Annotated in this window: 25 protein-coding genes; 3 read left to right on the forward strand and 22 right to left on the reverse strand. The window is 44.7% G+C overall.

Annotated features, from left to right (window positions below; all coding sequences use genetic code 11):
- Positions 1 to 273: 273 nt before the first annotated feature.
- The 12 genes from mtaB to gpr all read right to left on the reverse strand — a co-directional run bounded on the left by mtaB (position 274) and on the right by gpr (position 14,694).
- Positions 274 to 1,620 (reverse strand): tRNA (N(6)-L-threonylcarbamoyladenosine(37)-C(2))-methylthiotransferase MtaB, encoded by a 1,347-nt coding sequence (mtaB, locus tag AS034_RS05775; RefSeq protein WP_058297816.1) that lies wholly within the window; start codon positions 1,618 to 1,620, stop codon positions 274 to 276.
- Positions 1,621 to 1,625: 5 nt separating this feature from the next.
- On the reverse strand, positions 1,626 to 2,378 hold the full coding sequence (locus AS034_RS05780; protein WP_058297817.1) for a 16S rRNA (uracil(1498)-N(3))-methyltransferase: 753 nt from the start codon (positions 2,376 to 2,378) through the stop codon (positions 1,626 to 1,628).
- 6 nt (positions 2,379 to 2,384) lie between these two features.
- A complete protein-coding gene (gene prmA, locus AS034_RS05785; RefSeq protein ID WP_058297818.1) occupies positions 2,385 to 3,332 on the reverse strand; it encodes a 50S ribosomal protein L11 methyltransferase in 948 nt (315 codons plus the stop codon).
- A gap of 23 nt (positions 3,333 to 3,355) precedes the next feature.
- Positions 3,356 to 4,483: a molecular chaperone DnaJ gene (gene dnaJ / locus AS034_RS05790; RefSeq protein ID WP_032087595.1), complete on the reverse strand. Its 1,128-nt coding sequence runs from the start codon at positions 4,481 to 4,483 to the stop codon at positions 3,356 to 3,358.
- 157 nt (positions 4,484 to 4,640) lie between these two features.
- Positions 4,641 to 6,470 carry a molecular chaperone DnaK gene (gene dnaK / locus AS034_RS05795; RefSeq protein ID WP_058297819.1) on the reverse strand — a complete coding sequence of 610 codons (1,830 nt, stop codon included), beginning with the start codon at positions 6,468 to 6,470 and terminating at the stop codon, positions 4,641 to 4,643.
- A gap of 36 nt (positions 6,471 to 6,506) precedes the next feature.
- Positions 6,507 to 7,067 carry a nucleotide exchange factor GrpE gene (gene grpE / locus AS034_RS05800; RefSeq protein WP_032087593.1) on the reverse strand — a complete coding sequence of 187 codons (561 nt, stop codon included), beginning with the start codon at positions 7,065 to 7,067 and terminating at the stop codon, positions 6,507 to 6,509.
- 98 nt (positions 7,068 to 7,165) lie between these two features.
- The gene (gene hrcA, locus AS034_RS05805) at positions 7,166 to 8,200 is read right to left on the reverse strand and encodes a heat-inducible transcriptional repressor HrcA (protein WP_032087592.1); all 1,035 of its coding nucleotides are present in this window, start codon (positions 8,198 to 8,200) and stop codon (positions 7,166 to 7,168) included.
- A gap of 348 nt (positions 8,201 to 8,548) precedes the next feature.
- A complete protein-coding gene (gene hemW, locus AS034_RS05815; protein ID WP_032087590.1) occupies positions 8,549 to 9,679 on the reverse strand; it encodes a radical SAM family heme chaperone HemW in 1,131 nt (376 codons plus the stop codon).
- 91 nt (positions 9,680 to 9,770) lie between these two features.
- Positions 9,771 to 11,603, reverse strand: coding sequence for a translation elongation factor 4 (gene lepA, locus AS034_RS05820; protein ID WP_032087589.1), 1,833 nt, complete (start codon positions 11,601 to 11,603; stop codon positions 9,771 to 9,773).
- Between the two features lie 178 nt (positions 11,604 to 11,781).
- The gene (locus tag AS034_RS05825; RefSeq protein WP_058297820.1) at positions 11,782 to 12,117 is read right to left on the reverse strand and encodes a DUF3679 domain-containing protein; all 336 of its coding nucleotides are present in this window, start codon (positions 12,115 to 12,117) and stop codon (positions 11,782 to 11,784) included.
- Positions 12,118 to 12,135: 18 nt separating this feature from the next.
- The gene (gene spoIIP, locus AS034_RS05830; RefSeq protein ID WP_032087587.1) at positions 12,136 to 13,335 is read right to left on the reverse strand and encodes a stage II sporulation protein P; all 1,200 of its coding nucleotides are present in this window, start codon (positions 13,333 to 13,335) and stop codon (positions 12,136 to 12,138) included.
- A 207-nt stretch (positions 13,336 to 13,542) separates the two neighbouring features.
- Positions 13,543 to 14,694, reverse strand: a complete 1,152-nt coding sequence (gene gpr, locus AS034_RS05835) for a GPR endopeptidase (protein ID WP_058297821.1) — start codon at positions 14,692 to 14,694, stop codon at positions 13,543 to 13,545.
- A 200-nt stretch (positions 14,695 to 14,894) separates the two neighbouring features.
- On the opposite strand from gpr, the gene rpsT reads away from it, so the two are divergent.
- Positions 14,895 to 15,146, forward strand: coding sequence for a 30S ribosomal protein S20 (gene rpsT, locus AS034_RS05840; RefSeq protein WP_032087585.1), 252 nt, complete (start codon positions 14,895 to 14,897; stop codon positions 15,144 to 15,146).
- A gap of 414 nt (positions 15,147 to 15,560) precedes the next feature.
- On the opposite strand, the gene holA is transcribed toward rpsT, so the two are convergent.
- On the reverse strand, positions 15,561 to 16,580 hold the full coding sequence (gene holA / locus AS034_RS05845) for a DNA polymerase III subunit delta (protein WP_058297822.1): 1,020 nt from the start codon (positions 16,578 to 16,580) through the stop codon (positions 15,561 to 15,563).
- 295 nt (positions 16,581 to 16,875) lie between these two features.
- Between holA and AS034_RS22265 the strand changes: the two genes are divergently transcribed.
- A complete protein-coding gene (locus tag AS034_RS22265; protein ID WP_032087583.1) occupies positions 16,876 to 17,010 on the forward strand; it encodes a YqzM family protein in 135 nt (44 codons plus the stop codon).
- Positions 17,011 to 17,169: 159 nt separating this feature from the next.
- Here the strand turns inward: AS034_RS22265 and AS034_RS05850 are convergent, their stop codons facing one another.
- From AS034_RS05850 to AS034_RS05860, 3 genes are all read right to left on the reverse strand, one after another.
- On the reverse strand, positions 17,170 to 19,470 hold the full coding sequence (locus AS034_RS05850; protein WP_058297823.1) for a DNA internalization-related competence protein ComEC/Rec2: 2,301 nt from the start codon (positions 19,468 to 19,470) through the stop codon (positions 17,170 to 17,172).
- Positions 19,463 to 20,026 (reverse strand): ComE operon protein 2, encoded by a 564-nt coding sequence (locus tag AS034_RS05855; RefSeq protein WP_058297824.1) that lies wholly within the window; start codon positions 20,024 to 20,026, stop codon positions 19,463 to 19,465. The genes AS034_RS05850 and AS034_RS05855 overlap by 8 nt, the downstream gene beginning before the upstream one ends.
- 68 nt (positions 20,027 to 20,094) lie before the next feature.
- Positions 20,095 to 20,730 (reverse strand): helix-hairpin-helix domain-containing protein, encoded by a 636-nt coding sequence (locus AS034_RS05860; protein ID WP_058297825.1) that lies wholly within the window; start codon positions 20,728 to 20,730, stop codon positions 20,095 to 20,097.
- A gap of 137 nt (positions 20,731 to 20,867) precedes the next feature.
- Between AS034_RS05860 and comER the strand changes: the two genes are divergently transcribed.
- Complete coding sequence (gene comER / locus AS034_RS05865; RefSeq protein ID WP_058297826.1) at positions 20,868 to 21,686, forward strand: late competence protein ComER; 819 nt, start codon at positions 20,868 to 20,870, stop codon at positions 21,684 to 21,686.
- 89 nt (positions 21,687 to 21,775) lie between these two features.
- Here comER and AS034_RS05870 read toward each other — a convergent pair whose 3' ends face one another.
- The 6 genes from AS034_RS05870 to aroE are packed head-to-tail and all read right to left on the reverse strand — an operon-like array spanning position 21,776 to position 25,145.
- Positions 21,776 to 22,522: a class I SAM-dependent DNA methyltransferase gene (locus AS034_RS05870; protein ID WP_058297827.1), complete on the reverse strand. Its 747-nt coding sequence runs from the start codon at positions 22,520 to 22,522 to the stop codon at positions 21,776 to 21,778.
- Positions 22,522 to 22,872, reverse strand: a complete 351-nt coding sequence (gene rsfS, locus AS034_RS05875) for a ribosome silencing factor (RefSeq protein ID WP_058297828.1) — start codon at positions 22,870 to 22,872, stop codon at positions 22,522 to 22,524. The genes AS034_RS05870 and rsfS overlap by 1 nt, the downstream gene beginning before the upstream one ends.
- Position 22,873: 1 nt before the next feature.
- The gene (yqeK, locus tag AS034_RS05880) at positions 22,874 to 23,440 is read right to left on the reverse strand and encodes a bis(5'-nucleosyl)-tetraphosphatase (symmetrical) YqeK (RefSeq protein WP_058297829.1); all 567 of its coding nucleotides are present in this window, start codon (positions 23,438 to 23,440) and stop codon (positions 22,874 to 22,876) included.
- Positions 23,433 to 24,002: a nicotinate-nucleotide adenylyltransferase gene (locus AS034_RS05885; protein WP_058297830.1), complete on the reverse strand. Its 570-nt coding sequence runs from the start codon at positions 24,000 to 24,002 to the stop codon at positions 23,433 to 23,435. Before AS034_RS05885 ends, yqeK begins: the two co-directional genes overlap by 8 nt.
- A 13-nt stretch (positions 24,003 to 24,015) precedes the next feature.
- On the reverse strand, positions 24,016 to 24,309 hold the full coding sequence (gene yhbY, locus AS034_RS05890; RefSeq protein WP_032087574.1) for a ribosome assembly RNA-binding protein YhbY: 294 nt from the start codon (positions 24,307 to 24,309) through the stop codon (positions 24,016 to 24,018).
- Entirely contained in the window at positions 24,303 to 25,145 is an 843-nt protein-coding gene (aroE, locus tag AS034_RS05895) for a shikimate dehydrogenase (RefSeq protein ID WP_058297831.1), read from the reverse strand. Before aroE ends, yhbY begins: the two co-directional genes overlap by 7 nt.
- Between the last annotated feature and the right edge of the window lie 9 nt (positions 25,146 to 25,154).

Here is a 25,154-nt window from a genome sequence, read left to right on the forward strand (position 1 = left end):
CAACCTAAATCCGTTCTTAGCAATAGATAATTTTTAGAGATTGGTTGATGGATGGAGGAAGCAGGATAGATGGTCTCACAAGATTAGAATTATTCTCATTAGAGTATATTTCCGTGATTTCGAGCATATATTTTTAATTTAGAGCATAAAACTCCAGATTCGAGCATATATAACCAGTTCCCCTATATGTCCCCCGCAAACTTTACCCAGAATCATAAAAAAAGAATTCCTTCAAAAACTCACACTTTCAAAGGAATTCTGTATAGAAATTATTTAAATCGCAGCTTTTTCACTGCTGTTTGCGTTCTGATCTTCTAGCACCCGCACGAATTGGCCTTCATTCAGAGGATAACCCGCTTTGGTGATCTTCACTTTAACAAGCTGACCGACCATTTCTTCAGTGGCAGGGAAGACAACTTTCAGGTAATTGTCCGTATACCCTACATAGCGGCCGTCATCATATACTTCCTCTGGGATGACTTCAAGCACTTCATCCTCAAAGTTTGACGCATATTCTTTTGCCAGTTGATTCGATAGTTCAATCAGACGGTGGACCCGCTCATTTTTCACTTCTTCATCAATCTGGTCATCCATGCGCGCTGCAGGTGTGCCGGTGCGCTTGGAATATGGGAATACATGAAGCTCTGAAAATTTATGTTCTTTAATAAAATTATATGTTTCCATGAATTCTTCTTCCGTTTCGCCGGGGAATCCGACAATGACATCAGATGTTACAGCGAGACCAGGAAGTGCTTTTTTAAGCTTTTCAAGCCTCTCCGCAAAGAATTCCATTGTATACTTTCTGCGCATCCTCTTAAGGACCGTATTGGATCCCGATTGAAGGGGCACGTGCAGATGGCGAACAACGATATTCGATTGATCGATCACTTCGATGACTTCATCCGTCAATTGACTGGCTTCGATTGAAGAAATACGGATCCGTTTCAATCCTTTTACATTTTGCTCCAAGTCACGAAGAAGCATGGCAAGATTATAGTCTTTCATATCCTCGCCGTATCCGCCTGTGTGGATACCTGTGAGTACGATTTCCTTGTATCCTGCATCAACAAGCTGCTGAGCCTGTTTCACCACTTCTTCAGGATCACGGGATCTCATCAATCCGCGTGCCCATGGGATGATGCAGAAAGTGCAAAAATTATTACAGCCTTCCTGTATCTTAAGGGAAGCTCGTGTACGGTCAGTGAACGCAGGTACGTCGAGCTCTTCATACACACGGTTCTTCATGATATTGGTAACGCCATTAATCGGCTGACGTTCTTGTTTGTATTCTTCGATATACTCCAGCATCTTGCGGCGGTCCTGGGTCCCTACAACAACATCGACTCCGGGGATGGCCATGATTTCGCCTGGTGAGGTCTGGGCATAGCAGCCTGTTACACAGATGACGCCGTCAGGATTCTTCCTGATTGCACGGCGGATTACCTGCCTGCTTTTCTTGTCTCCGGTATTCGTTACCGTACATGTATTGATGACATAAACATCGGCTATTGAATCATAATCGACACGTTCATATCCTTCTTCTTTGAATAATTGCCAAATGGCTTCCGTCTCATAGTGGTTCACTTTACACCCTAATGTGTGAAACGCTACTGATGGCATTACAATCACCTCATTAATTCTAATTGATAGCTCATGGCGGAAAGGACATACAAAGGAGCCGTCTCTGTCCGTAATATCCTCGGACCAAGACCGCATATTAAAAAGCCTTCCTGCCTGCATCGTCCGACCTCATTCTCGGTCAATCCGCCTTCCGGTCCGAACACAACCAGGATGCTTTCGCCGTCTTTGATAGAACCAAGGGTTCTAGAAAGATTGCTCTTCTCCCCGGTTCTTGCTTCTTCTTCGTAAGCCACAAGGGTATGGTCAAAATGTTTACTCAGTGTCAGTAATTCTTTAAATGAAACAGGGGAAGAAACGGAAGGGACGACATTTCTGTGAGACTGCTCTGCAGCTTCCTTCACGATCTTTTCCCAGCGGTCGAGCTTTTTCTTCGCCTTCTTTTCATCCCATTTCACGATGGAGCGATCCGCGGTAAAAGGGATAAATTGATCTGCCCCAAGCTCCGTACCTTTTTGGAAGATTAATTCCAATTTATCCCCTTTCGGCAGCCCGCTCGCAATTGCCACCTTAACAGGCAGTTCTTTTGTATCTGTTTCCCATTCTACTACCACGGCTTCGACCGAGTCACTGGAAATCGTTTCAATACGGGCGGCAGCAGAGGATTGATCGGGGAACACCACATAAATATGGTCATCTTCTTTCATCCTCATGACACGTACAATATGATGATAATCTTCTCCGGTAATGATGACCGGAGAAGATTCACTGTATCGATTATCAATGAAATATCGCTGCATACTGCCTCACTCCACCGTAGGTTTTTGGGCAATGATGGCTACCCAGTCTTCCATCACCATTACTTCTTCTATCAGGAACCCTGCATGTTCAAGTGCTTCCTTTACCTCTTGTTTCTTGGGCTGGATGATTCCTGATGTGATGAAATAACCGCCCGGCTTCACAAGCTCGAATGCATCCTCTGTAAAGCGCAGGATGATTTCGGCCAGTATATTGGCCACAATGACATCTGCCTGCCCCGTAATACCGTTCAGAAGATTATTTTGATCAACCGATACCCTGTCCTGAACTTTATTCAGCTTAACATTTAGACGCGCTGATCTCACTGCCACCTCGTCAAGGTCATAAGCTTCCACTTCCGAAGCATCGAGCATCGCAGCAGCGATGGACAGCACACCAGAGCCCGTCCCTACATCAATCACGGAGTCCTCGGGCTTAACGATTCGTTCAAGAGCCTGGATGCACATCACAGTAGTCGGATGTGTGCCGGTTCCAAATGCCATACCAGGATCGAGTTCGATAATCAGTTCATCACTGTGCACCGGGGTATAATCCTCCCATGTAGGCACAATCGTAAATTTATCTGAAATCTTTACAGGGTGGTAGTATTTCTTCCATGCTGTGGCCCATTCCTCTTCATTCACTTCCGATATCTCCACCTTGTTTTCCCCGATGTCGATATCGTAGGTAACAAGATTCGTGATTCCCTGCTTTATTTCTTCCACCGTTTCCCCAAGGAAACTGTTGACGGGAAGATAAGCCTTCACCAAAACGCCTTCACTTGGATAATCATCAGGATTGAGTTGGTAGATCTCCCCAAACATATCCTCTCTTTCTTTAATCAAGTCAAACGGGTCTTCGATGACGACTCCGCTTGCCCCTGATTCATGCAGGATATGTGAGACCGGTTCAATTGCTTCGTTTGTTGTAAGGATGCTAATTTCTGACCATTTCATTGATCTACCAACTCCGTTCTGAGTTATTCGCCTTTAAAGGCTTTTTTTACTTTGTCAAAAAAGCTTTCGTGCTGTTCATCCGGCACCTGGCCGCTGATGTCAGCAAATTCTCTTAAAAGCTGTTTTTGTTTTTCCGTCAATTTAGTAGGTGTGACGGCCTTCACTTGGACATGCTGATCTCCAGTGCCATAACCACGGACGTTCGGCACTCCTTTGCCTTTCAGTCTGAACCTTGTTCCTGTCTGTGTTCCGGCAGGTACTTTCAGTTTGACCTTGCCGTGCAATGTAGGGACTTCGATTTCATCCCCCAGAGCCGCTTGTGCGAAAGTGACAGGCATTTCACAATAGATGTCGTCGCCGTTTCGCTCAAAGAAGTCGTGCGTACGCACATGGAAAACGACATAAAGATCTCCAGGAGGACCTCCGTTGACGCCCGGCTCACCTTGGCCCGTCACACGAAGCTGTTGTCCATCGTCGATGCCTGCAGGGATCTTCACATTGATTTTTCGGCGTTTCTGAACTTTTCCTGCACCGCCGCATGTAGAACATTTTTCTTTGATCTCTTTTCCAGTACCGTTACAGTAATGGCATACACGTCTGTTTACGATGCGCCCGAACGGGGTGTTCTGTTCAACATTCAATTGCCCGGATCCATTACAATGTGAACATGTATGGACTTTCGTACCTGGCTTTGCCCCTGTGCCGTGGCATGTATCGCATTCTTCTTCCTTAGGTATTTCAATTTCTGTATCTTTTCCAAACACAGCTTCTTCAAATTTCAGGGACATCGTATATTGAAGGTCCGCACCCTGTCTCGGTGCGTTGGGATCTCTCCTGCGTCCTCCGCCCCCGCCGAAGAATGTATTGAAAATATCTTCAAAGCCACCGAAACCGCCGCCGCCAAAGTCAGCTCCACCGCCGAATCCCTGGTTTGGATCAGTGTGGCCGAAACGGTCATATTGAGCACGTTTTTGATCATCGCTCAACACTTCATAGGCTTCTGATATTTCTTTGAACTTTTGGTCTGCATCCGCCTCTTTATTAATATCAGGATGATATTTTTTGGAGAGTTTGCGGTATGCTTTTTTTATTTCATCTTTAGAGGCGCCTTTTCCGACACCCAGAACTTCATAATAGTCCCGTTTACTCATAAAAACACCACTCCCGAATCGTTTGCATAAAGGTTATTTTAACATTGAGTTCCAATGATTATCAATAAAAACAATAGAAACGTTAAGAAATATACATACTCATAGAAAAAGCCAAAGCCAAGAACCGTCCTGACTTTGACTTTTTCATTCATTGCACTTATTTCTTGTCGTCGTTTACTTCTTCATATTCAGCATCTACGACATCATCGTCCTGCTTGGCTTGACCTTCTTCTCCTTGAGCTGCCTGTGCATCTGCCTGAGCTTGCTCATACAGCTTCATCGTCAATGCCTGAACGATTTCCTGAAGTGCATCTTTCTTTTCACGGATAAGATCAAGATCGTCTTTTTCGATTGCTTCTTTCAGTTCAGCTTTCGCATCTTCCGCTTTTTTCACTTCAGCTTCGTCCACTTTGCCTTCAAGATCTTTAAGCGTTTTTTCCGTTTGGAATACTAATTGATCCGCTTCGTTGCGAAGTTCAACTTCTTCCTTGCGCTTTTTATCCGCTTCGGCGTTTTCTTCCGCTTCTTTAACCATGCGTTCTACTTCATCTTCAGAAAGACCTGTAGAAGATTTGATCGTAATGTTTTGCTCTTTCCCAGTTCCAAGGTCTTTCGCGCTTACATTGACGATACCGTTTTTATCAATATCGAATTTAACTTCGATTTGCGGTACTCCGCGCGGTGCCGGCGGAATATCAGACAATTGGAAACGGCCGAGCGTTTTGTTGTCTGCTGCCATCGGGCGCTCACCTTGAAGTACATGAATATCAACAGCAGTCTGATTGTCAGCTGCAGTTGAGAATACTTGGGATTTGGAAGTAGGGATCGTCGTATTACGTTCGATCAGTTTCGTTGATACTCCGCCCATTGTTTCGATACCAAGAGAAAGTGGTGTAACGTCAAGAAGTACAACATCTTTAACGTCTCCAGTAAGGACTCCTCCTTGGATCGCTGCACCCATTGCTACTACTTCATCAGGGTTAACGCCTTTAGAAGGCTCTTTGCCAGTTTCTTTTCTGATCGCTTCTTGTACTGCAGGGATACGAGTCGAACCACCAACAAGGATGATTTTATCGATTTCGCTTGCAGAAAGACCTGCATCTTTCATCGCCTGGCGAGTTGGTCCCATTGTGCGTTCTACTAGATCAGAAGAAAGTTCTTCAAATTTCGCTCTTGTCAGGTTCACTTCTAAGTGAAGAGGGCCTGCTTCACCTGCTGTGATGAAAGGAAGAGAGATTTGTGTTGATGTAACACCTGAAAGGTCTTTCTTCGCTTTCTCAGCTGCATCTTTAAGACGCTGCAGAGCCATTTTATCTTTAGAAAGATCGATTCCGTTTTCTTTCTTGAATTCTGCTACTAAGTAATCGATGATCACTTGGTCGAAGTCATCTCCGCCCAGACGGTTGTCACCGGCTGTTGAGCGTACTTCGAATACGCCGTCGCCAAGTTCAAGGATGGATACGTCGAATGTACCTCCGCCAAGGTCATAAACAAGGATCGTCTGGTCTTCATCCATTTTATCTAGACCGTATGCAAGCGCCGCAGCAGTAGGTTCGTTGATGATACGTTCAACCTCAAGGCCTGCGATTTTACCGGCATCTTTTGTTGCCTGGCGTTCTGCATCATTGAAATAAGCAGGTACTGTGATGACCGCTTTTTCAACTTTTTCACCAAGATAGTCTTCTGCATATGACTTCAAGTGCTGAAGAATCATTGCTGAAATTTCCTGTGGTGTATATTCTTTACCTTCAGCTTCCACTTTGTGATCCGTTCCCATGTGACGCTTCACTGAGATGATTGTGTTCGGGTTCGTAATTGCTTGACGTTTTGCAACTTCCCCTACTTGTTTTTCACCATTTTTAAATGCAACGACTGAAGGTGTCGTACGGTTGCCTTCCGCGTTTGCAATTACTTTTGGTTCTCCGCCTTCAAGTACGGATACACAAGAGTTTGTTGTACCTAAGTCAATACCGATAATTTTACTCATCGTCATTTTACCTCCCTGTTTGATATGTAGTGTCTATTATTGATTTACTTTTACCATTGATGGACGAATTACCCTGTCCTTAAGCTTGTAACCTTTTTGGAACTCTTCCACGACGATATTGCTGCCGTAGTTCTCATCTTCTGTCTGCATGACAGCCTGGTGAAGATGCGGATCGAACTCCTGGCCGACCGCTTCGATCGGTTCTACACCTTCCTTCTTCAGGGCTTCAATAAGGCTGCGGTGAACCATTTCCATCCCTTGAAGGAGTGTTTTCGTTTGATCATTATCAACTTCTATATTCAAGGCACGTTCAAAATTATCCAGTGCCGGTAAAAGTTCAGAGATAAGAGATTGAGCACGATATTTTTCCTTCGCTTCATTTTCTGCATTGATGCGGCGGCGGAAATTATCAAAGTCTGCTCTTAATCGAAGATAACGATTTTCAGATTCATCAAGCTTTTCCTGAAGTTGAGAAAGCTCATCTGATTCCTGTTCCCCAGACTCCTGAGGCTCTTCGGCGAATACTTCTTCGACAACCTCTTCGTTGTCAGCCTTCGCTTGATCTTGTTCCTGCTGATTCTTTGTTTCTTCAGACATCACGTTCACCTCCTTACAAAAATGTTCGGTGTTTTCCCGTAATAAAGCCGCGGAATCCAGTGATTCCGGGCCCGATAATCCTTTATACAATATGTCCACTAATCCTTGCTTTGATACAGTTTCGTCAAGACCTGCGACATATCGTTCGAAAAGAAATTAAGTAAGCTTACAACCCTCGAATATTCCATTCGTGTCGGCCCGATGATTGCAATGGAACCTAATTGCTCTTTGCCTATTGAATAGGTTGCCGTTATGAGACTGCAATTCTCCATGGCAAGATGATCATTCTCTTTCCCGATTTTAATGTTCAATCCGGTTGCAGACGGCCGGATGAGATTATAAACACTCTCTTCCTGCTCAATCATCTCAAGCAGCATCCGGACTTTCTGAATATCATTGAACTCAGGCTGATTGAGAATGTTTGTCTTGCCCCCAAAGAACAACTTGTCGGTAACGGTAGAGTTAATGGAGTCCGTAATCGAATGCAGGATAAAATCATAGTTCTGGATGTGTTCTTTTAAAAGAATCGCCACCTCTTTGAAGATTTTATCGTTCAACTCGTTCAATGGCACCCCTGTCAAACGGTCATTCAGAATATGGACCAATTTTTCAAGCTCTGAAGCATCCATTGCCGGCGGGATATGGAACAATTTATTTTCCACATGTCCGTTGTCCGTCACGATGATGGCAATCGCGGTATCCTGATTGAGCGGAACGAGCTGGATTTTCTTCAACTTGTTTTCCTTTAACTCAGGTCCCAATACGATTGTCGTATAATTCGTCAGCTCTGATAGGATCTTTGCCGACTTTTGCACGACTTTCTCGAGTTCATATATCCTTTCCGAAAAAATCGAGCGCAGCGCATGCACATCCTGCTTCTGCAGTTTTTGCGGAGCAAGCAGGTGATCCACATAATAACGGTATCCTTTCTCAGACGGAACCCTGCCTGAAGAGGTATGGGTCTTTTCAATGAAGCCCAGTTCCTCGAGATCAGCCATCTCATTGCGGATGGTGGCAGAGCTGAATGAAATCTCATCCTTTTTGGATAAACTCCGTGAGCCGACCGGCTGGGCCGAAAGGATAAAATCGTCAATGATAACTTGAAGAATTAGAAGTTGTCGATCTGTTAACAACATTCATCACCTCTGTTAGCACTCTGTTGTGATGAGTGCTAAATCTAATTAATAAATTATCAAATCAGATTGTGGATGTCAATATATTAGATTGGGTGTTTTGTTAAACTCATTACAGTTCTTACTTGATACTAGAATATCTATTAACACCACTGAACACCGCTTTTGATTTCCGTGCCAGACTTCGCTTTCCGCGGGTGACCCGTGAGCCTCCTCGGTCGTTCCTCCCTGCGGGGTCTCACATTGGTCACTTCTCCCGCAGGAGTCTTCGTCTGGCACTCCAATCAAAAGCTGGAGCCGGTAAAAACAAAAAAGCTTCAACAAAACTTCAGGTTGCATTTACATCAATTAGATTACTCCTAGGAAAGCTTGGAAGACTTCGTTCCCCAGGAATCGTCCCTGCTTGGTCAAGGCAACGCGTTCATCATCTACAAGGAGCAGTTTGCGGTTCTGCATTTCTTCTAGTGATGATTGGAAGACTGATTCGATTGGGCAGCCGAATTTTTCTATGAAAACGGATTTGCTTACGCCTTCTGTTTTTCGGAGGCCGAGGAACATTTCTTCTTCCATCATTTCTTCCCGGGTGACGCTGTGTTCCTGAATAGTCGGTACTTTGCCGGCTGCTATGGGTTCCATATACTTTTTCAGCGGGCCGAAGTTTGAATATCGTACTCCGTTTATATATCCGTGTGCACCGGCGCCTAAACCATAATATTCATTGTTGTCCCAATAAACCAGATTGTGTTTGCTTTCGTAGCCTGCTTTCGCGAAGTTGCTGATTTCATATTGATTGATCCCGTATTTCTCCATCGTTTCAATCAACACTTCATACATAGCTGCTTCCTGTTCCTGTGATGGGAGCGATAGTTTGCCTTTGCGCATCAGGTTATAAAAGACGGTCTTCGGCTCTACGATGAGCGAGTATGCTGAATAATGAGGGAGTTCAAGTTCAAGGGCCTTTTTAAGTGTGTCCCTGAAATCTTCCTCTGTCTGCTTCGGCAGGCTGTAGATCAAATCAATGCTGATGTTTGTAAAACCGACTTTCTGGGCGGATTCCACAGAGGAATACACGTCCTTACTCTTATGGCTTCTGCCGATTCCCTTCAGCAGTTCATCATTGAATGACTGGACCCCGAAGCTTAACCGGTTAACCCCATGTTCTTTTAAGACCCTGAGTTTGTCTTCCGTTAAATCTCCAGGGTTTGCCTCAAAGGTGAACTCCCCTTGTGAAAACGGAAGATTTTCGTTGATTTCCCTGCACAGCTTTTCCAATTGTTTGGCACTCAGTGCAGTAGGGGTACCCCCGCCAACGAAAATCGTGTCTAGTTCATTATTTTTATTTACCCGCTGCCTCATTTCCTGTCCAAGCATTTCAAGATATTCATCAACCGGCTGTCCCTGCATGAATACTTTATTGAAATCGCAATAGTGGCAAATATGTTCGCAGAACGGTATATGGATGTAAGCTGATTTCGCCAACTTCAATCCCTCCTTTTCCAACACTCATAGAGAAAAGGGGGTAAGCAGAACTTGTAAAACAAGCCTCTTCCCCCCTTTATCCATAAAAAATCTATTTCTTTTCAGAATCGTCCATCTTCAGGACCGCCATGAATGCTTCCTGAGGAACTTCAACGGATCCTACTGATTTCATACGTTTTTTACCTTCTTTTTGTTTCTCAAGAAGTTTACGTTTTCGTGAGATGTCACCGCCGTAACACTTAGCAAGTACGTTCTTACGCATGGCTTTAATCGTAGATCTCGCTACAATCTTTTGACCGATTGCTGCTTGAATAGGTACTTCGAAATGTTGTCTCGGAATGAGATCCTTCAGTTTTTCAACAATTAGCTTCCCGCGTTCATAAGCAAAATCTCTGTGAACGATAAAGCTCAATGCATCTACATTTTCAGCGTTCAGCAATATGTCCATCTTCACAAGCTTCGATTCCTTATAGCCGATCAGTTCGTAATCAAAAGAGGCATACCCTTTTGTGCTTGACTTAAGTTGATCGAAGAAATCGTACACGATCTCCGCGAGCGGAAGTTCATACACAATATTAACACGGGTATCATCCATGTATTGCATGTCAATGAAGTTGCCCCGCTTGCCTTGGCAAAGCTCCATTACGGCTCCTACATAGTCGTTCGGAACCATCACCGTTGCTTTAACGTAAGGTTCTTCTACAAAATCGACTTTTTGCGGATCGGGCATCATGGATGGATTATCAACCTTCACTTCTTCACCGTCTGTAAGCTGAACATGATAGATTACGCTCGGTGCAGTCGTGATTAGATCGATTTTGAATTCACGTTCGATACGCTCCTGGATGATCTCCATATGAAGCAGCCCCAGGAATCCGCAGCGGAATCCAAAGCCCAGCGCTTGGGAAGTTTCCGGCTCATATTGAAGAGCAGAGTCGTTCAATTCAAGTTTCTCCAGTGCTTCCCTAAGATCGTTGTAACGGTTTGAATCGATCGGATAGAGACCGCAATAAACCATTGGATTTAAGCGGCGGTAACCCGGCAGCGCTTCCTGTGCAGGATTTTTAGCAAGTGTGATTGTATCCCCCACCCGGGTATCTCCTACATTTTTGATCGCTGCAGTCAAGTATCCTACATCACCGACAGTCAGTTCTTGAAGACCTGTTGCTTTGGGTGTGAATACACCGACTTCCGTCACTTCAAACTCTTTGCCAGTCGCCATCATGCGGACCTTGTCTCCGACTTTGACGCTGCCTTCCATGACACGGATATAAGCAACGACCCCTCTATATGCGTCATACAGGGAATCAAAGATCAACGCTTTTAACGGGGCATCGGGATCTCCCTGTGGTGCTGGCACCTTTTCTACGACCTGTTCAAGAATTTCCTCGATTCCAATCCCTGCTTTGGCTGAAGCAAGGACTGCTTCCGACGCATCCAGTCCGATTACATCTTCCACTTCCTGACGCACCCGCTCAGGATCTGCTGCAGGAAGGTCGATTTTATTGATGACCGGAAGTATTTCCAGATCATTATCAAGTGCCAGATATACATTGGCAAGCGTCTGGGCTTCTATGCCCTGGGCAGCATCCACTACGAGCACCGCACCTTCACATGCGGCAAGGCTCCGGGATACTTCGTATGTAAAATCGACATGCCCCGGTGTATCAATCAGATGAAAGATATACTCTTCGCCATCTTTTGCTTGATATTTTAATTGTACGGAATTCAATTTGATGGTGATTCCGCGCTCTCTTTCCAAATCCATTGAATCCAGTAATTGCTCTTTCATCTCACGCGCCGTCAATGCTTTTGTTTTCTCCAGAATACGGTCGGCAAGCGTTGATTTACCATGATCTATATGGGCAATGATAGAGAAGTTTCTAATTTTCGATTGTCTTTTCAATTTTTCTTCACGGTTCATTATTCGTTCAACTCCTGTAATATCCACACATGTACACTATGTTGAATTATAGCAGTACGGTATATATTATTCAATCTAAACCGGAAGGGCAGGGCTAAAAAGGAATCAACATATAAAAATAGGCACACCACAAAGGGAACACCTCCCTGTGATGCGCCAATAATTAAACCCTGAGTATTCATATCAATGAGGCAATGAATTCTACTATTTTTGTGGTTATGCCTTCTATGAAGCCGGCCAGGGCTTTCCCTATAGATGAAAAGGCGTTGAAGGCTTTCATTTCTTCCAGCTTCTCTTTTTTCTCGGTCAGGGTCTGGCTTTCGACCTCTTTACCGAGAAACGTCGCTTCTACATTGCCTTCTCCATCCTGGGTCATTCCTACAGGTGAGGAAAATGATTCTTTTTCATGGCCCTTCATTTCGACAATCCCTTTATTTGCATGCTGCATGCCGATGAGAACTCCTACAAACAAACAACATATCAGAACGATGCACTTCATGATAAATTTACTCATTCCAGTTTCACCCTTTGTTTACTGCTTTACCGGTTCAGGGGAAAGATGGTGATCCACCTTTTCAGCCTGCCAATAATAGTCAGAGAATATTTCAGCAAATGCTCCGGCTGTCCGTTGCAGCTCTTCGAATGTATTATCAACACCGCCAAATTCGAGAAGCAGTGCATTACCCGAAAGGTCCTGATTGAATTTACCGTTCGTGCCGCTTCCTTTTTTTGCTATGACTCCTCTTGAAAGACCCTTGAATTTCGAATCCAGGAGTTCGTGCAGTTCCTTTGCCACCTTTAGGTTCTGCTCGTAATTCGGATGCTCTTCTCCGACCACAAAAGCAAGTTTCGCGTATTTTTTCCCGCCTATCTCGGCAGTGGTCACTTTTTTCCTTTGAGAATCCCGGTGAATATCAATCAAATATAGTAGATTTTCATTTTTCGCCATCGCCGTCTGTACCAAAGGACGTGATTCCTGGTAGGCATTGAAGTAAGCGAGGTCTTTGTCGTTCAGCTTTTGGATGATATCCGTCTTATCTATACTGGTCCCGATACCCGTCTGTTCAAGCTCCGCCTTCAGCATTTCGCCGACTTTTGTTACATTGATTTTCGAATGCATCGCAGAGTCCGGATCTGATACTCCGTCCAGATATGGCAGGTACGATTCACGTGTATGAGTAAAGTAAAGCAGTACGGTTTTCTTATCCTCCGCGGTCACTGCCGATGTACCCGCATCCCTGCCGTCTTTATGAATATCATCCATATTTTTAAGTTCAGCTTCTTTTTCAAGATCCAGTGCTTCCTCGGGCGGGACTGATTCAATGGGCATATTCGTAAAATCAGTACCTTCCCCGGCCACCAGGATATTCCCATCAAAGATTGAGAAGCCCGGGAGTTCCCTCCCCAGTAAACTCCGCAGGTCATTGAAACGGATATTGGTCGCTGTCTTGAATAGTAGAGATGATAGATTCGGAAGACCTTCTTCCCCGTCCAGGATCGAATTAAATGACCTGTTCTCCAGCGCAAGCAATTTATAGAGTACTTCACCATTCAAACCGGAAGCCGCTTCATTAATTGAGTCGGATGTGATTCTGGATCCCGGCTTCATTGAAGTCAGGAGGCCTGTCAAGGAAAAAATTGAAAGCAGCACGATGAGAAGGATGATGACTCCTTTGAAAATATCCTTCATATTAACCGCAGCTGCATAAGGAGTGGCTTTGTATGATTTCATAACCTCACCCTTCCTAAAAGTTATTCTCTAGTACAAGCTATGCATTTGATAGATGTAGTAGAACTGCTTTTACTAGTCATTATGAGGATTTTACTTGCGGTATAAACAGTGATATCGAAAGTTTTCATCAGATCCAAAACTTCTTAATATCACGAAATGGAAGAAAGCTGCGGCATATATCCCTCCGCAGCTTTCTTGTGTTCATCTTTATCTTGTCTTAAACCCGGTATTTTCCTGATTAACTGCATCATGCAATGCTGCATTCAAGCCGTTCGCAACCAGGTTTGCCATGTCTTCAATAAAGACATCCACCTCTTTAGGGGTAACCATGAGATTGTGTCCGATCGGTGCCAGCACCTCATGTATAAGCTTCCTCTTTTCCTGATCTTCAAGCGTCCCGACGATCCCCATGAAAGTCTGACGATGTTTTTCTCCAGGCATATCCTCCTCGGTGAGCTTCTTCTTCTCTCCGAACGTAAGGCCTGCAGGTGCAAGCGAGCGGGACGGACGTCCGCCCTCTTTCAATTCTTTTCCGAAATGCTTTAAAAGAAAGTCGACTGTATCACTTACGATCGTCACTGCATCAAGCACCGTTGGGACCCCGATGGCAATGACCGGGACACCAAGTGTTTCCTGGTCGAGTCCTTTCCTCTTATTCCCCACCCCGGAACCGGGATGAATCCCGGTATCGGATATCTGGATGGTAGAGTTGACACGTTCAATGGAGCGGGAAGCAAGGGCATCGATTGCGATGATAAAGTCAGGTTTTGATTTTTCAACTACCCCGAAAATGATGTCACTGGTCTCTATGCCTGTCAGCCCCATTACACCCGGCACAAGGGCACTGACCGGACGGTAACCTTTCTCGACTGATTCCGGCTGAAGTTCGAACAGATGCCTTGTCACGAGGACATTTTCGCAAACCTGCGGACCCAGAGCATCGGGGGTGACATTCCAGTTTCCAAGCCCGACAATTAAACAGCTTGCATTTTTTCCAATCTTGTTGTTTTCAAGGAACTGACTGAATTCCCTCGCAAAAACCGACTCTACGCGCTGCTGCAGTTCAGTATTCTGCTCCCTTATTCCGTGCGCCTCGATCGTGAGGTAGTTTCCCGCTTTTTTCCCGATGTTCTCTTCACCCTCCGGTGTAATGGTGACGAGGGAAATTTTCACCCCCTCTTCCTCTCTTTCTTTTATGACCACTCCTTTTATTTCAGAATTGACATCACTCTTATCAACGGAATCTTTCTGATCTTTTTGGGAGATCACCATCTCCCTTGCTTCAACGGCGAGATCTGTGCGTACTGAATAAACACTCAAATCTATTTCATCTTGTTTCGTTTTCTTTTCTTTACTCATTTACCCGTTACCTCCAATCAAAGAATCTCATGATTATTTTTTATGTTTGCCTTTTATTGATGGCTTCATTCACTTGTTTATTTTCACTCCTTAGTATTGCAATCTCGCCATTCGTTTGATAAAATATCATTTGTTCTAATAGATTAGGAATTAAAATCGAGTCACATAGAATCTCGATCCTTTTTTAGGAGGTGACAGGAATGCCAAACATTAAATCTGCTATCAAGCGTGTTAAAACTAGCAACGAGCGCAACGCTCAAAATGCTACTGTAAAATCTTCTATGCGTACTGCTGTGAAGAAAGCAGAAGCTGCTGCATCTAACGGTGCTGAAAACGCTAAAGAATTAACAAACGACGCTATTCGTCAATTAGACAAAGCAGCTCAAAAAGGTCTTATCCACAAAAACGCTGCAAGTCGTCAAAAATCACGTCTAATGAAAAAAGCAAACTAATTCGAAAAGCGCAAGTGCCTTGATCAGCCCCGAAAAGCGTTGGAGGCCCGAGGGGTGAAGTCGTTCTTTGACTTCATTCGTCGGGGTGAAACGTCTCGAGGGGCTAGGCGCTGGAGCTAGACAATTAAGAAAACCACTGGAGCTCCCTCCAGTGGTTTTTTTAATTAGTTTGCATTCGGACTGTATCAGTTTCTGAAGATTTTTCGACATCAAAGGCGCAATTGTTGGTTTGAAGGGTACAATGATTCCAAACAAAGGTGCAATTATGTAAGTGAAAGGTAGAATTCATTTAAGGTAAGGTACAATTCGTTAAAGTAAAGGCTCAATCCTTCCATTCCACTTCTGAATAGGTTCCAAGTTCCTAAAAATAGCTGCCTTATGACCCGGAAAATCCGCGTTTATCCTGTAAATGCCTTATAAATCATTCAATTTCAATAAAAACATCTCGATCATGAGTTCTTTTTTGACTCTACCTGTTTTGATTTCGTAATCCCCTTCCGAGAGCATTTCGATGATCGCAGCCAATTGACTGTCATTGAAATGCTTCGCCTGGCCGGCTGCAAGCTTCACCCTGAAAGGATGCACTTTCAGATAAGAAGCAATCTTTTGCTGTCCGTATCCTTTTCTAGATAACTCTTTAGCCCCGTAGATCAGCCTGAATTGTCCGGCCAGTATCGAGAGTATTTTCAACGGCTCTTCATTCTGCTTAAGGAGATCATAATAGATGCGGAGGGCTTCATCGATCCTCCTCTGTACTACTTTATCTACAAGCGCAAAAATATTCTGTTCAAGTGAGCGGGCGGTCAATTTTTCCACCGCAGCTGAATCGATGTGATTGGTATCACCTGCATAGAGGGCCAGCTTGTCCAGCTCCTGGGTGAGCATCATCAGGTTCGTTCCTGCCAGTGTCAAAAGAAGCTCTATTGCATCCTCATCAATCTGGACGGCATTGGCAGCAGCCCTTTCCCGGACCCATACTTTCAGCTCATTTTCGTTGAGTTTTTTGGCCTCGACCACTTCAGCTTCTTTCTTGAGGGCTTTCGTGATTTTTTTCCTTTCATCCAGCTTTTCATACCGTGCCGTCAGAACAAGGATAGTGTACGGAGCAGGGGACTGTATGTATTGTTCAAGCTTTTTGATATTGTGCTCTACCTTTTCCTTCGTCTTTTCGGCTGTCAGAAAAACAGGGTTGTCCAGGATGACGACCCTTCTTTCCCCCATGAAAGGAAATGTTTCGGCATCTTCTATAGCCACCTCTACAGGCGTCTCTTCCAAATCATACCGTGAAAAGTTGAAATCCATTTCTTCTTCCGTTAAAGCAGCAGATATGATTCGCTGCTTTGTTTCGTTGATTAAAAAGGATTCATTTCCATATACTAAATATATTGACGCAAACTGAGATCTCTCAATTTTCTTCCAAGTATCTATAACCAAGTCAGCACTCTCCAATATCTCTTTTATCTACTCTATGTTAAAAAAGGTTTGGGGATTTGACAAGTGGTAAGGGGACGCCCAGACTGAGAGGGACACCCCCTATATCTATATTAACGTCATGCATGAAAGACCTAGGACACTTTCATGCCGACGGTATTCCTTTGTTGTGATTAGTGTCACCCCTCTGAGGGCAACTTATAGGTGACAACTCTTGTCAGTAAAGGAAAATGTCAAGTGAAGTATAGATTTTTTAAATCCGATGTTCTATACTAGAATAGAAATAGGAGGGGTAGTTGTGAACCAATTCGAAAAAAATGTTCAATCAAAGAGAAATGATGCTGTAGATTCTGGCGTCGGCTTTATCGTTTCTTTTGGATTCTTTGCAACAATGTTTATTATTGGGACTGTCATTAAGCTGATTGGATCTTAATGAAAAGAAAGAAGATAAGGGGAAGACCCAAAAAGAACCGGTTTCTTCAATTTCCATATATGGTACTGAACATAAGTATCATAAATTGGGTTGAAGGCCCGACACTTTCTGAGGTCTGCCCCTTTTTCTTTAGCGCTTAATGTGTGTTGGTACTACATACTATGGGAGCTGGGCAGAAAATGTTCCTCGTTTTCCCAAAAAACGATAAGTCAATGCCCCATGCTCTGCTGTGGAGTGAATCACCACTCCCTGATCCTTCAGCCGGGTTACCACATCCGGATGAGGATGACCGAAACGATTATCCCTCCCTGCGGAGATCACCCCTATCTGCGGTTTCAGCTCTTCCAGAAAGATCCCGCTAGATGAAGTTCCGCTGCCATGATGACCGATTTTCAACACATCTGTCTTAACCTCATATGTATCCACCAACTCTTTTTCTCCCTCCTTCTCTAAATCCCCGGTGAACAGCCATTTCAGGCCTCCCATTTCAGAATATACAACAAGTGAGTCATTGTTTCCTTCATATATATCATCCATCGGCATGAGAATATGAAAGATGTTATCCTTTGCTTTCCAGGTGTACGGTGCGAGCACTTGTTTGACCGGAACATCCTTTTTTTCTGCAAGTGAGAGGATTTCCCTCATCTCATTTTTATTACCACTCCCAGGGGTGATAAGAATTTCCTTTATTTTTATTTTATCTACCAGACCTGCCGCTCCCCCGACATGATCCAAATCACCATGTGTAAGCAGAAGTTTATCAATCGTTGTGATTCCTTTACTTTTCAGGAACGGCAGGATCACATCTTCATCAATGGAAAATGGTTTTGTTTTTCTTTCCCAGTCTTCCTTTGGAAACTGAACCGTGCCTCCGGTATCAATTAGGTACGTCCCCAGATTATATGGCAGATCGATCAGAGTGGCATCACCCTGGCCCACGTCAATGAAAACCACATCACCAAAGGGACTGAATTGAGTCCAGACGATGTGCAAAAGAATAAAGGCGGACAGAAATAATGACGGAAGTCCCCATTCCCCTTTTTCCATGCCTTTAAAAACAGCCAGCACTAAACAAATGTAACAAATCATGATGTAATCCTGTGGTTTCCCGAGGATCAATGTAGTAAATGGAAAAGCTGCCAATAATGATGAAAGCGCCTCTATCCCACTGACAATAAGACCATATATCATATTGAGCCACTCCATGCCTGAGGGCAAAAAAAGCTCTTTAAGAAACGTGATCAAAGCCATGGGAAGAACAATCAGCGAAAAAAGAGGGACAAATAGTAAGTTGGATGCAAATCCAATAATGGAAAACTCATAAAAGTTGAAAATCATGATGGGCAGCGAAGATAATTGTGCGACAGCTGTGACTTTGAATAGTTGAAGTAAGTATGGGGATTCAGCGGTTAAAATGGATGAAGAAGATAGTAAGAGGCTGTAACTGACAGTGAAAGAGAGCTGAAAACCGATGTCGAAGATTGAATAAGGATCCATAAAGAGAAGGCTCATGAAAACAATCGATAAACTATCCAATGTGCTTATAGTAAAAGGTGACTTTCTGAAGATGAGCAGTATGATGAGCATGCTGGAAGCCCTCACCACCGGCGGGGCACCGCCTGTAATCACCATATAAAAAATCAAAAACACTATTGACAGCCAAAGTGTTGATTCCCTCGTGACACCTGCCCTGATAAGGATGAAGTATAACATACCGAAAACAAGCCCGACGTGCAGCCCCGAAATCGCCAGTAAATGGACGATGCCCAGGGACCGGTAGTCGTCCATCATCTCAGGCGATATCTTGCCCGTCTCCCCAAAAACCAGTGCTTGAGTCATTCCAACGGTCCCGGGAGGAAACTTGTCTTCGATATAATTTAAGCCTGACGCCCTCCAGCGGATCAGTGAAAATTCCCATCCATCCTCGGACTCCCTGCATTCTTCAAAAGAATCCACCTTTAAGATCCAATGGATATCACGCTCGTATAAATATCTTCTATAATTGAACATATTTGGGTTTGTGTTTTGAGAAGGCACAGTAAGTTCCCCTTTTACACGGCAGGTGTGGCCCGGTTTGAGTGCTTTTGTACGCTTGAGCTCCTCCTCGGAAGGGATTTTATAACGGAATACAATCCGCTCACCATCAAGCTTGCCAAAACCGCGCAGGGAGCTGCCATCAATCTCAGGGAGGGAGTCGATCGTCAGAAATGGAAGGGGATTTTTTATTGATAAACGGGTGTGCTGAGTACTTTCATGGAAATTAGACATGAATGCTGCAGAAATGAATACGAAGAAGCTGATAAGCCACACATATAAAGGAGATTTCCTTAGATAAAGCACGGCAAAGAGTGCGAAAAAGAAGAAGGCACCCCAATAATAGGATTGAAGTGCCAGGAGGGTTCCGGATAATGTTGCTGCCGCCGCAAAAAAAAGCAGGAAGGCTGGCAGGGATTTATTCATTGAAAAGATCTATGTACTGCTTTTCATATTTCTCAATGGCTTCAGGGTCTCCGCCTTTATGACGAAGTTCTTCAATCAGCTGCAATACAAAGCCGGACTTTTCTTTATTTTTGGGATCAAGGCTTTTTTCGTGAAAAGGTACTTTCTCCACCCGCACCTCTGCCTGTTGAAACAACTCGGCAGCATATGGATGATTTTTATAATCCTCTGCATAATAGACCGTTTTGATACCCGCTTGAACAATGGCTTTGCAGCACTGCAGACAAGGAAAATGGGTTACATAGATTTCCGCTCCGTCGGTACCGACTCCGAATTTCGCACACTGAAGGAGTGCATTCATTTCCGCGTGGATGGTCCTGACGCAATGATTATCAATGACATAGCAGCCTTCATCGATACAGTGGTCACCGCCTGCGATTGAACCGTTATATCCGCCGGCGATGATCCGTTTATCACGTACGATGGTCGCCCCGACAGTCAGCCGGGTGCAGGTGCTTCTAAGGGCAAGCAGATGGCTTTGAGCCATGAAATATTGATGCCAAGCAATTCTTTTCATTCTCTTTCTCCCTTCGTGATGAATGCATCTTTCTTTAAGTGTATAGATTGTCTGGATGATTCGTCAATTCATTGTACAAAAATTAATTCTTGTAATTTTTCAAAGGTTTTATCCCCGATCCCTGAGATGTTTTTGATGTCTTCGATACTGGCGAATGGTCCGTTTTCCTCCCGGTACTGCACGAAAGCGGCGGCTTTCGCCGGACCGATTCCCGGCAATGTCTCGAAATCTTCTTGAGAAGCTTCGTTAAGATCGATTTTACCGTCTCCCCCCGATGAAGCCGAAGTTTCTTGAATGAGCGGAAATTGTGTGGCTGCCTCCCCTTCCCCCGGCACATAAATCAGCATTTCATCCGTTACCCTGATGGCAAGATTGATGAGCTTGCTGTCTGCCTTCGCGGTGAACCCCCCGGCTCTGTCGATGACAAATTTCAACCGTTCCCCCTTCTTGACTTCGTATAGACCCGGTTTATTCACCTCGCCCTTCACATCAACATATACACTTTCCTCTACTGGTGGTGCAGCTATTTCAGAGGGTGCTTCCCCGCCCTCTCCTTCAGGCTCCTTTGTCTCTATAGTCATGGAAGCAAGTTCGTTTTCGTCGGGCTGCCCGTCAGAAGTATTAAGAAAATAAAACAATACTATCGCCGTACCCAGTGCGGCTATCATTAAAAGTGCCTTGTGTTTTTCAATGAGGGGGTGCATGATTCTAAATCACCTCGTTTGGAATATTCGCTTGGAGCAATTCATAAGTTGTAGGAGAACAGTATCCTATAGTAGATTGTGTAAAGCTTCAGGAAAAAGCACCTGAGAGAAAAAATGCGGAAGAAGGAGGGCTGCACATGAAAGTAGGCATCATCGGAACGGGGAATATGGGGAAAGTGATCATTGAAGCCTTTATCGAGTCTAAGGCAATTTTCCCTTCAAGACTATACATGACGAACAGGACATTGAAGAAAGCGAAGCTACTTCAAGAGACTACCGGCGGCCATGTTTTGAATTCCAGTGAAGAAGTCATCAAATCTTCTGATATAGTATTCATTTGTGTCAAACCTCATGATGTTTATCGTGTGATAGAGGAAAATAAAGACTGCTTCACCGAGGACAAATGTGCAGTGTCCATTACCAGTCCCGTCAGTGTAGACCAGCTGCAATCGATCCTCCCATGTTCCTGCGCACGTTTCATACCGAGTATCACGAACAGGGCGCTCAGCGGGGTTTCCCTGCTGACATTCGGAAGTGATTGTACTGAACATTGGAAGGGGACTCTGACCACACTCGCTGAACATATATCGACTCCGGTATTGATAAGGGAAGAAGTGACAAGGGTTGCGTCCGACATTGTCAGCTGCGGGCCTGCATTCTTCAGTTATCTGACACAGCGTTTTATCAATGCGGCAGTCGAAGTTACAGAAATCGATGCTGAAACGGCTACGGTACTGGCATCTGAGATGCTGGTCGGGTTGGGGGATCTGTTGAAAAAAGAAATCTACACATTACCTGCACTGCAGGAGAAGGTCTGTGTGAAAGGCGGCGTCACAGGCAAGGGCATCGATGTAATGGAAAGAGAACTGGGAGAGGTGTTCGAGAAGTTATTTCAAGCGACTCAGGAGAAATTTACAGATGACATTGCGGAGACAAAATCTCAATTCGGAGTCTGAATGGACTCTTTATTTTTATTTCGACACAAATCGTCGAATTCCTGCTTCAACTTCAAAAAACCGGGGAGATCTATAAATCTCACCCGGTTTTATTTTTTTCTGCATGTGAAAAATAACCGCTCACTATCGTCGGAAGGCGGCTGTTCCGTGAAATCCGCAGAAATATCAAGGACCTCAAATCCCTCTTTAGCGAGCCATTCCGTAAGCTGCAAAACAGGATATGTTCGTTGCTTGTGAAGTTCCTCCACCCTTTCATACAGCCCGGTCTTTTCGTCGGCAACAAAGAAAGTAAGTTCATGTTCGACACTGTTTGGAACTTCTCCCGGGAAGCAATCCCATATATAGGATACAGCATCATCTGTATGGGTAAATGTTTGATTCATGAAGATTTGCGACACTTTATAAAGGGAATGGACATCAAACATAAAAAGTCCGTCCTTTTTTAAATGGTTATAAACTCCTCTGAATGTATGGATTACATCTTCCTCTTTTCCAAGGTAGTTGAGTGAATCGCAAAATATTGTGATCAGCCCATATTCCCGTTGCAGTTCCAAACGGGACATATCCTGTTGGAAAAGAGAAAGCATGATATTTCTTTCCTGTGCTTTCTGCTGAGCCATGACCAGCATATCTTCAGACAAGTCGATGCCGGTGACAGAATAACCGTTCCCTGCAAGGCGCAGGGATAATTCCCCCGTGCCGCAGGCAATATCCAGGATGTCTTTCCCTTCTGCAGCATATGTTTCCGACTGTCGGTTTACAAAATCAAGCCATCCGTCATAATCCACATCCTGCATGAGATGATCATAGATATAGGCAAATCGTTCGTAACTCATTAAAGACTTTCGCTGACCTCGACATGCGAGGCATCTCCCCATAGACGTTCCAGGTTGTAATAACCTCTCTCATCTCTATGGAACACATGCGCCACGACATCCCCGAGGTCCACCAGGATCCATCGTGCCTGGTCGAAACCTTCAAGGCGTTTCACAGAATATCCGTTTTCTTCGGCCTTGTCCTTCAATTCACGGGCGATTGCCTGAACCTGCTTATCTGAGTTTCCGTGGCAGATCAGGAAGTAATCCGCAATCATAGAAATGCCTTTCATATCAAGGACAACGATATCCTCTGCACGCTTGTCATCCGCTGCTTTATATGCTAATTCCACTAAAGGTTGTTCCATCATTTCATCTCCTCTGTTCAAATACCAGTTTATTATAAAATCGGAATGTATCCGGATAGACGGCCTGGTTTTTCTTCATCAAAAACATGATTGTATTCTGCAAGGCTTTTATCAATGCTTTATCCAGGGATTCCTCAGCCAAATCCCGGACTTCTTCCACTCCTGGGAACTGGCGGCCGGGTTCTATATAGTCCGCTAGATAGATCACTTTATCCAAGATGGACATATGATCGCATCCCGAAGTGTGCCAGCGTATCGCATTCAGCACTTCTTCATCCGTTATGCCAGTCTCTTTCTTTACAAGTATGGCGCCTGCAGGAGCATGCCAAAGTTCGCTGTTATATTCCAATAGATCGGCAGGCAGCCCTTCCGACTCAATCAGCTGCCTCATTTCAGTTTTATCGCGGAATTTTGCATAATCATGAAAGATGGCGGCTGTTTCGGCTTTTTTTATATCAGCCCCGTATTGACGGGCAAGTGTGACCGCCGTTTCCATCACACCGCAAGTATGGATATAGCGGTGCTCCGTCAATTGCCCCTTCACTATATCCAGCCCTTTCTGTCTATCCATACAGGTTCTCCTCCTCTATGATTCGATACACCTCATCGGTCACAAGATACCGGATCGATTGTTTTTTTCTCACGGAATCCCGGATGAAGGAGGAAGAAACGGCCATGTCCGGCACTTCCACATAGTGCAGTTTATATGGGGTTTCATGACGATAAGAAGGCCTGTTCACGCCGATGAATTCCACCATCTCAATCAATTCTTCCACCTTGTGCCACTTAGGGAGATATTCAATCATATCCCCGCCGATGATGAAAGAATAATCGATTTCGGGATCTCTCTCGGTCAGAGCTTTGATTGTATCATATGTGTAGGATGTGCCTTCCCTTTCAAGTTCGATTTGTTCGACCCCGAACTTCGGGTTTCCTTTAATCGCACCCTCGAGCATCCTCAGCCGCTGATCAGCCGATACCGTTTCATCCTTCTCTTTATGCGGAGGAACACGGTTCGGCAGGAAACGGATTTCATCCAGCCCAACTTTTTCAAGGACCTGCTCGGCAATGATAAGATGGCCAATATGGGGAGGATTGAATGTACCTCCCAAGAGCCCTATTTTTTTCTTCATAGTCCTTCCACCTTTATCTTGGAAGAGTGATTTGCTTATTTTCCTTTGATTCTTTGTAAAGAACGATGGTGTTCCCGATGACCTGGACAAGTTCTGCACCTGTGCCTTCGACCAGCGCTTCCGCAACTTCAGTTTTATCCCAATCACAGTTTTGAAGGATGCTGATTTTCATCAACTCTCGTTTTTCCAGTGCTTCCTCAATCTGTTTGATCATATTCTCATTGACGCCGCCTTTTCCGACTTGGAAAATCGGCGATAAATGATGTGCTTCCGAACGTAAATATCTCTTTTGTTTCCCTTTTAACATTGTGTACCTCCCAGTTGTTTTAACACTACTTTTTTCATTAGATCCGTATCCGGGGTGACCCCCGTCCATTTATTGAATGCAAGCGCCCCCTGATGGACAAACATGTCGATGCCGTTTTGTATGATGGCTCCTTTTTCTTCAGCCTGCTTCAAAAAAGTTGTCTTGAGGGGATTATAAATGATATCGCTGAACACCGCTCCGGCCTTGACCCTCTCAATGCTGACGGGGGATTCACCGACTCGGGGATACATCCCGATTGAAGTCGTCTGAATGACAATATCATAGAGGTGCAATACCCGTTCGGCTTGATTCAGCCCGTGGTAATGTGATTCCACCCCCGCCGGGCAGGTGCCGATCATGGCAGCGGCTTTTTCTTCCGAGCGGTTGGCCAGGTCGATCTTCTTTACCCCCAAAGCGGCCAGGGTATGATAGATCGCCTTGGAAGCACCGCCGGCTCCGATGATCAATACTGACTTATTTGATAAACCGCCGCTGATTTCCTTCTTCAGACCTTCCACAAACCCCAAACCATCGGTATTGAAGCCGATCAGCTTTCCTTCACGGTTCACGATAGTATTTACGGCCCCGATGGACTGTGCCAGGGGATCCACCTCATCCAATAATGATATGACGGCTGTCTTATGGGGAACCGTTACGTTGATCCCCCGCAGGCCCAGCGCCCTGATTCCATTAATGGCTTGAGGCAATGCATCCGTTGTCACATGAAATTTGCCGTATGAAGCATCTATTGCAGCCTTCTTGAACGCTGCATTATGCATGACAGGGGACATGGAGTGGACAATCGGATCTCCAATCACACCGTATAGTTCTTCCACTTTACCACT

Origin of the sequence: [Bacillus] enclensis (genome assembly GCF_001456935.1) — a bacterium.
GTDB classification, from domain to species: domain Bacteria; phylum Bacillota; class Bacilli; order Bacillales; family Bacillaceae_B; genus Rossellomorea; species Rossellomorea enclensis.

Bases quoted from the DNA above. Each gene is read 5' to 3' on its own strand.
- yhbY (WP_032087574.1), bottom strand. From the start codon at position 24,309: ATGTTAAAAGGGAAACAAAAGAGATATTTACGTTCGGAAGCACATCAT.
- AS034_RS05870 (WP_058297827.1), bottom strand. From the start codon at position 22,522: ATGAGTTACGAACGATTTGCCTATATCTATGATCATCTCATGCAGGAT.
- comER (WP_058297826.1), top strand. From the start codon at position 20,868: ATGAAAGTAGGCATCATCGGAACGGGGAATATGGGGAAAGTGATCATT.
- AS034_RS05860 (WP_058297825.1), bottom strand. From the start codon at position 20,730: ATGCACCCCCTCATTGAAAAACACAAGGCACTTTTAATGATAGCCGCA.
- AS034_RS05825 (WP_058297820.1), bottom strand. From the start codon at position 12,117: ATGAGTAAATTTATCATGAAGTGCATCGTTCTGATATGTTGTTTGTTT.
- AS034_RS05850 (WP_058297823.1), bottom strand. From the start codon at position 19,470: ATGAATAAATCCCTGCCAGCCTTCCTGCTTTTTTTTGCGGCGGCAGCA.
- rsfS (WP_058297828.1), bottom strand. From the start codon at position 22,872: ATGATGGAACAACCTTTAGTGGAATTAGCATATAAAGCAGCGGATGAC.
- prmA (WP_058297818.1), bottom strand. From the start codon at position 3,332: ATGAAATGGTCAGAAATTAGCATCCTTACAACAAACGAAGCAATTGAA.
- yqeK (WP_058297829.1), bottom strand. From the start codon at position 23,440: ATGGATAGACAGAAAGGGCTGGATATAGTGAAGGGGCAATTGACGGAG.
- AS034_RS05885 (WP_058297830.1), bottom strand. From the start codon at position 24,002: ATGAAGAAAAAAATAGGGCTCTTGGGAGGTACATTCAATCCTCCCCAT.
- rpsT (WP_032087585.1), top strand. From the start codon at position 14,895: ATGCCAAACATTAAATCTGCTATCAAGCGTGTTAAAACTAGCAACGAG.
- mtaB (WP_058297816.1), bottom strand. From the start codon at position 1,620: ATGCCATCAGTAGCGTTTCACACATTAGGGTGTAAAGTGAACCACTAT.
- spoIIP (WP_032087587.1), bottom strand. From the start codon at position 13,335: ATGAAATCATACAAAGCCACTCCTTATGCAGCTGCGGTTAATATGAAG.
- grpE (WP_032087593.1), bottom strand. From the start codon at position 7,067: ATGTCTGAAGAAACAAAGAATCAGCAGGAACAAGATCAAGCGAAGGCT.
- AS034_RS05855 (WP_058297824.1), bottom strand. From the start codon at position 20,026: ATGAAAAGAATTGCTTGGCATCAATATTTCATGGCTCAAAGCCATCTG.
- gpr (WP_058297821.1), bottom strand. From the start codon at position 14,694: ATGAGTAAAGAAAAGAAAACGAAACAAGATGAAATAGATTTGAGTGTT.
- lepA (WP_032087589.1), bottom strand. From the start codon at position 11,603: ATGAACCGTGAAGAAAAATTGAAAAGACAATCGAAAATTAGAAACTTC.
- dnaJ (WP_032087595.1), bottom strand. From the start codon at position 4,483: ATGAGTAAACGGGACTATTATGAAGTTCTGGGTGTCGGAAAAGGCGCC.
- dnaK (WP_058297819.1), bottom strand. From the start codon at position 6,470: ATGAGTAAAATTATCGGTATTGACTTAGGTACAACAAACTCTTGTGTA.
- AS034_RS05780 (WP_058297817.1), bottom strand. From the start codon at position 2,378: ATGCAGCGATATTTCATTGATAATCGATACAGTGAATCTTCTCCGGTC.